Below are 6,311 nucleotides of genomic sequence, written 5' to 3' on the forward strand. Positions count from 1 at the left end.
CCGACCTTGGGACCGCTGGTGCGCGCGGTGATCGACCTCGTGACGGTGGGTCCGCCGGCCAGCGGGCTCGGCGGCTCGTAGGTCCCGACCATCGTCGGCTGCACGCGGAAGCGCAGGCGGTAGTCGCCGTCCCGCCACGGACGCCAGTCGCCGGTGGCGTAGCGCACGGCGACGGTGGTGGCGGTGTTCGCGGGCAGCGCGATGTCGGTCACGGCGGCACCGGTGACGTACCCGTGGGTGCGCTCGACGCGCTCCGAGCACGCGGCGACGAAGGCGGACGCCTGGTTGGTCTGGCCGATCGTCCCGGGGCCCTGCAGCGCGATGGCGATCGGCCCGTCGATGGAGTGGCCTTCCAGCGCCCCGAGCCGGGCGAACCGCGGCGGGGTGAACCGCACCGAGAACCGCTCGGGCGCGTCGCCGGTGCGCAGCTGGAGGTAGTAGAGGATCGTCCGCGTGGAGGGCTTCAGGGTCGTCGGCGTGACCAGCGTGCCCTCGACCTTCACCGCGGCGACCGCGGGTGGCGCCCAGGCGAGTGCGGCGACCACGGCCAGCGTCGTGCCGACGGCGCGCCTCATGCGCTGCGCCGCTTCGTCGTCGTGCGCTTGCGCGCCTTCTTCGTGGACTTCGCCTTCACGCGCAGGGTCTTCTGGACGCGGGGCGTCCTGGCCTTGCGGTTCGTGGGCGACACGAGCATGACGCGATCCCCGACCTTCAGCCTGCGGCGCACGGTGAGCCGGGTCGTGCGGCCGGGCTTGAGCGTGACGCGCCGCGCCGTCCCCCACCGCTTGGATCCGCGACGCTTGACGCGGACGCTGAAGCGCAGGCGGGGCCGTGCGCGGCCGCCCGTGCAGGTCAGGCGGGCCTTCATCCGCACGGAGCGGCGCCCGCGGCTCAGCAGGGCGGTCGTGAGCCGGTAGCGGCAGCGGCGGGTCGACGTGGAGACCGGGAGGGCGGACGGGTCGGGCGCGCTGGTGTCGGGGGCCGGCGGCGTCCCGTCGGTGCCCGCGGCCGCGCCCCCGCCGGCGCTCGGTGGCGGCACGACGCGAGCGCACGTGGACCCGCCGGCCGGGCAACGCAGGATCGCCGACCGCGCGATGCCGTTGACGACGGCGTACACGTCGAACGATCGCGTGGACCAGGTCCCGGTGACGCACGGTCTCGTGGCGCCGAAGGCGTCCGTCTCCCCCGACGCGGCCGGGTCCGGTGCGTTGACGACGACCTTGGCGGCTTCCAGCGGGTTGCCGTCGTAGGTGGTGGTGGTGGTCACGCACCCGCCGTCGCGGGTGGCCGTGAGCCCCAGGGGCAGCAGCGCCGCGTCGGCGGTCGCGCCGCCGCCGCACAGGTGCAGACCACCGGCGGGCGCCTTGCGCCAGCGATCGGCGGCCGCGGCGATCGCGGCGCCCGTCGCGTTGGCGACGGCCTGGTCGACGCGGTAGATCCCCATGTAGCCCTCGGCCCCGGGCTCGCGGCCGGTCTCGCTGCCGACGTTCGCGTACATCAGGTAGTCGGTCACGCCGCAGTCGCTGTGGGCCAGCGCCTCCCCGGCCAGGGCGTGGGTGGCCGCGCGGGCCTGGTCGCTGACCAGGCCGGCGTAGGAGTGGCTGGCCCCGGGGCCGCTCGGCGCGCGCGGCTGCCCGGTCTCGGTGACGTCGATCGGGAGGTCACCGTCGCCGACCTCCCGCAGCACGCGTCGCATGCGCACCGTGAGGTCGACGATGGCGGGCGCGCCGGGCGCGTAGGGGTGGAAGCCGATGGCGTCGATGCTGCCCTTGACGCCCTGCGCGTACAGCGCCCGCATGTAGGAGTCGACACCCTGCCAGCCGATGCTCGCGAGGATGCGCGCGGCGGGGTCCTTGGCCCGCACGGCCGCGGCGAGCGGGATCAGGACCTTCGCGTACTCGGGTGCGTCGGCCTTGCGCGTCCAGAAGTTCGCGCTGTTGGCCTCCGTCCAGACCTCGTAGTCGGTGACGGGGAGCCGCGGGAGCTCGGGGTGCTCGAGCCAGAAGGTGCCGAGCGACCCGTACCGCGCGGCGAAGGCGCCCGCGAACGCGATGAAGTCGTCGTAGTGGGCGGGCGAGAGGTAGTTGCCGCTGCTCATGGCCCAGCCGGGGGCGGTCGCCAGCACGGGGACCCAGCGGACCCCGCGCGCGGCGAGCAGCGCCACGACCCGATCCAGCGACTGGTGCGGCCGGTTCGCCGGGTTCCACTCGTAGGTGTGCGACCCGCCGCTGGGAGCGGTGGGCTCGGCCCAGCTCCAGGCCCCGTCGCCCCGGGCTCGCCCGAGCCCGTCGGCGGCCTGGCGCAGGATGTAGGAGTCCCAGCGGTCCGGAGGGACGACCTGCAGCTTGACCATCGGCTGGATGTTCGTCCCGAAGTAGTCGGGGCCGGGGGCGGCGAGGGCGGCCGAGGGCGCGAGCGCGCAGCCGGCGAGCGCGACGACGAGGGTGGCTCCCCGGCGACGGACGCGGTCGAGGGTCGGGCGCGCAGAGAGCATCGGTCTCTCCTACGCAGCGGCCGTGCTCAACCTGACGTCTTCAGCTGCGCGAGGTCCGCGTCGACCATCTCGGCGATCATCCGGGTGAAGTCGATCTCCGGCTCCCACCCGAGGATGTCGCGCGCGCGGCTCGGGTCTCCGAGCGGCGGCGTGGGCTCGGGCGGGCGCACGAACTCCGGGTCCACGACGACCACGCCGGCGGGATCGATGCCGACGTGGGCGAACGCCGTGTGCACGAGGTCGCCGACGGTCCGGGACACGCCGCTGGCGAAGACGTAGTCGCCGGGCTCGTCGTGCCGCAGGGCCAGCACCGCGCCGCGCACCACGTCGCGCGCGTCACACCAGTCCCGGACGGCCGCGAGGTCGCCGAGACGCAGTTCGCTCTGCTGCCCGAGGGAGATCGCGGCGGCACCGCGCGTGACCTTGCGCGGCAGGAAGTGCGGCGGGCGACGCGGTGACTCGTGGTTGTAGGTGATGCCGACGGACAGGTGCTGCCCGTGACGAGCGCGCATGAGGCCGATCATCTGGTGCGCGGCGAGCTTGGCGACCCCGTACGGGCTGCGCGGGCGCTTGGGCGAGTCCTCGTGCTGCGGCGACTCGCCGGCGTCCCCGAAGATCTCGCTGGAGGTCGCCACGTAGACGCGCATCGAAGGATCGGTCTCGCGGGCGGCCGCCAGGAGCGTCGACGTGGCCCCGACGATCGCGGCGACGGTGGACGTCGGGTCGTCCCACGAGTCGGGGACGAACGTGGGGGCGGCGAGGTGGTAGAGCTCGGCGGGCGCGACGCCGGCGACCGCGCGGCGCAGCGAGTCGGGGTCGAGCAGGTCACCGGCGACCAGGGTCACCTTGTCGTGCAGGTGGTCGAGGTTCGGGTGCTCGCGGTCGGCATCCCGGATGAGACCGACGACCTCGGTGCCCTCCGCGAGCAGCAGATCCGCGAGATAGGAACCGTCCTGACCGGCGATTCCGGTGATGAGCGCACGAGTAGCTGGCACGCCCGCAGCGTAGTCGGGAGGGGTAACCGATGACGACTCGAGGTGTTTGCATCGTCAACGAATCGGGCAGGCGTTCGTCACGAGTTTGCCGGGAGGTCCGCGACTTTCCACGGCGAATGGCGTTTTCGTGTCGTACCCTCAGCCCGGAAGGAGGGGTGTTGTGAGCCCCCAATCCACCGTGACGCTCCAGGATCCAGCGCAGCCAGTGTTCCCCGCCGAGCTCGTCGCCGACGACGAGGCCGCAGTCCCGCCCCCTGGCGTGGACGTGCTCGGCGTGCCGCTCGCCCTGACCGACTACGAGCGCACGATGGACTGGATCGACGCCACCGTCGCGTCGGGCGACGAGAAGGGCTACGTGTGCGTGGCCGCCGTCCACACCGTGATGGTCTGCCAGGAGGACGAGGACCTGCGCCGTGCGGTCCTGAACTCCTCGCTGACGGTCCCCGACGGCCAGCCGCTCGTCTGGGCGATGAACGCGCTCGGGCACTCGTTGTCCAGCCGCGTCTACGGCCCGGAGCTCATGGCCAAGTACTGCGAGCGCTCCGCCCACACCGGCACGCGGATGTTCCTCTACGGCGGTCGCAACCAGGGCGCGCTCGTGCAGCTCGCGCTCAACCTCCGCACCCGGTATCCGGGCCTGAAGATCGTCGGCGGCTACAGCCCGCCCTTCCGCGCGCTCACCGAGGAGGAGGAAGAGGGCGTCGTGGCGGAGATCAACCGCTCCGGCGCGGACGTCGTCTGGGTCGGGATCGGCGTGCCCAAGCAGGAGAAGTGGATGGCCGCCATGCGCGACCGCATCGACGCCCCGGTCATGATCGGCGTGGGCGCCGCCTTCGACTTCCACGCCGGCCTGGTGGCGCAGGCCCCGAACTGGATCCAGGCCGTGGGCATGGAGTGGGCCTACCGGCTCAGCCGCGAGCCGCGCCGCCTGTGGAAGCGCTACGCCCGCTACAACCCCCGGTTCGTGACCGGGTTTGCCCGCCAGTGGGCGGCGCGTCAGCGCTGAGGCCGCTCGACACCGCGGACACCGAGCTTGGCCGTTCGTGGTGTTGCGCCGTGGTTCCGGGTAGTTAGGCTCAGCCAGCCGACTCAGCACGACTTCAGCGAGGTACTTGCGTGGCCATTGCCGTCATCACCGGATCCGGAGGCCTGATCGGCTCCGAGTCCGTCCGTTACTTCACCGAGCAGGGCTTCGACGTGGTCGGGCTCGACAACGACATGCGGTCGTACTTCTTCGGCGCCGAGGCGTCCACGAAGCCCACCCACTCGCGTCTCTCGAGCGACCTCGGGTCGCAGTTCGCCGCCAACGACATCGACATCCGGGACCGTGACGCGGTCGAGTCGCTGTTCGCACGCCACGGGAGCGGGATCGAGCTCGTCGTCCACACCGCCGCCCAGCCGTCGCACGACTGGGCGGCCCGCGAGCCGCACACGGATTTCGGTGTCAACGCGGTCGGCACGCTCAACCTGCTGGAGGCCGCCCGTCAGCACTGTCCCGACGCGACGTTCGTCTTCACCTCCACCAACAAGGTCTACGGGGACACCCCGAACCGCCTGCCCCTCGTGGAGCTCGAGACCCGTTGGGAGCTGCCGGAGGACCACGAGTGGTTCGGCGGCATCCCGACCGACATGAGCATCGACCACTGCACCCACTCGCTGTTCGGCGCCTCCAAGGTGGCCGCGGACGTGCTCGTGCAGGAGTACGGCCGCTACTTCGACATGCCGACCGTCTGCTTCCGTGGCGGCTGCCTCACGGGCCCCCAGCACGCCGGCGCCCAGCTGCACGGCTTCCTCGCCTACCTCATGAAGTGCACCGTCACCGGCACGCCGTACACGATCTTCGGCTACAAGGGCAAGCAGGTCCGCGACAACATCCACGCCTACGACGTGGTGCGTGCGTTCCACGCCTTCCATCGTGACCCGAAGGCGGCCGCGGTCTACAACCTCGGTGGTGGCCGCGCGTCGAACGTCTCGATGCTGGAGGCGATCGAGATGTGCCAGCGCATCGCCGGCCGCGAGCTCCGGTACACGCTGTCCGACGACGCCCGGATCGGCGACCACCAGTGGTACGTGTCCGACATGGGCAGCTTCGAGCGGGACTACCCGGACTGGAAGCTGACGTTCGGGATCGAGGACGTGCTGCGGGACATCCACGCGTTCAACCGCGACGCGTGGGCCGCCCACGCGGGTGCCGCCCAGCGGTAGGCTGCGGCACCTTGATCTCCCGTAACTCGCCGCGGGTCCGCCTCGCGCGCGCCCGCGCAGAGAAGCTCGCCCGCCTCGCCACCAGACCCGCGCTGTGGACCGCGGCGCGCCAGGGCGTGGTGGCCTCGGTCGAGCACGCCGGCATCCCGTTCCGGGACGCCTACGGCACGATCTACGACATCGGTGCCTCACGCGGGCAGTTCGCGCTGTTCGCGGCCGACCGCTTCCCCGACGCGACCCTGATCTGCTGCGAGCCGATCCCGTCCTCACGGGAGACGTTGCGCCAGGTGCTCGGCGACCGCATCGAGATCCGGCCGGTGGCCGTGGGGGCACAGGCCGGCACCGCCGACCTGCAGCTGTCCGCCTCGGACGACTCGTCCTCCCTGCTCCCGATCGGCGACCGCCAGGTCGCGGAGTTCCCCGGCACCCAGGCCACGGGCACGATCAGCGTCGACGTGATCCCGGCGTCCGACCTGCTGGACCCGGCCTCCCCCGGGCCCAGGCTGATGAAGATCGACGTCCAGGGACTCGAGCTGGAGGTCCTGCGCGGCTGCGGCGACGCCATCTCCCTCATCGACGACGTGTTCGTCGAGTGCTCGTTCGTCGAGCTCTACGAG

6 protein-coding genes are annotated in these 6,311 nt (G+C 72.2%); 3 read left to right on the forward strand and 3 right to left on the reverse strand.

The features are described 5' to 3' along the window. The 3 genes from ABYE80_RS15585 to ABYE80_RS15595 all read right to left on the reverse strand — a co-directional run. Window positions 1–575 (reverse strand): hypothetical protein (locus tag ABYE80_RS15585; protein WP_372791217.1); only part of this gene is annotated, 575 nt, incomplete at its 3' end. Beyond that, window positions 572–2,494: a hypothetical protein gene (locus tag ABYE80_RS15590; protein ID WP_372791218.1), complete on the reverse strand. Its 1,923-nt coding sequence runs from the start codon at window positions 2,492–2,494 to the stop codon at window positions 572–574. The genes ABYE80_RS15590 and ABYE80_RS15585, both read right to left, overlap by 4 nt. A gap of 26 nt (window positions 2,495–2,520) precedes the next feature. Beyond that, window positions 2,521–3,489, reverse strand: a complete 969-nt coding sequence (locus ABYE80_RS15595; protein ID WP_372791219.1) for a GDP-mannose 4,6-dehydratase — start codon at window positions 3,487–3,489, stop codon at window positions 2,521–2,523. A 160-nt stretch (window positions 3,490–3,649) separates the two neighbouring features. On the opposite strand from ABYE80_RS15595, the gene ABYE80_RS15600 reads away from it, so the two are divergent. From ABYE80_RS15600 to ABYE80_RS15610, 3 genes are all read left to right on the forward strand, one after another. Continuing rightward, complete coding sequence (locus ABYE80_RS15600) at window positions 3,650–4,495, forward strand: WecB/TagA/CpsF family glycosyltransferase (protein WP_372791220.1); 846 nt, start codon at window positions 3,650–3,652, stop codon at window positions 4,493–4,495. Between the two features lie 110 nt (window positions 4,496–4,605). Then, window positions 4,606–5,694, forward strand: a complete 1,089-nt coding sequence (locus tag ABYE80_RS15605; protein ID WP_372791221.1) for an NAD-dependent epimerase/dehydratase family protein — start codon at window positions 4,606–4,608, stop codon at window positions 5,692–5,694. Between the two features lie 11 nt (window positions 5,695–5,705). Next, window positions 5,706–6,311: FkbM family methyltransferase (locus ABYE80_RS15610; RefSeq protein ID WP_372791222.1), on the forward strand; the 606-nt coding region annotated here is incomplete at its 3' end.

The organism is Paraconexibacter sp., from assembly GCF_041602235.1.
Lineage (GTDB): Bacteria > Actinomycetota > Thermoleophilia > Solirubrobacterales > Solirubrobacteraceae > Paraconexibacter.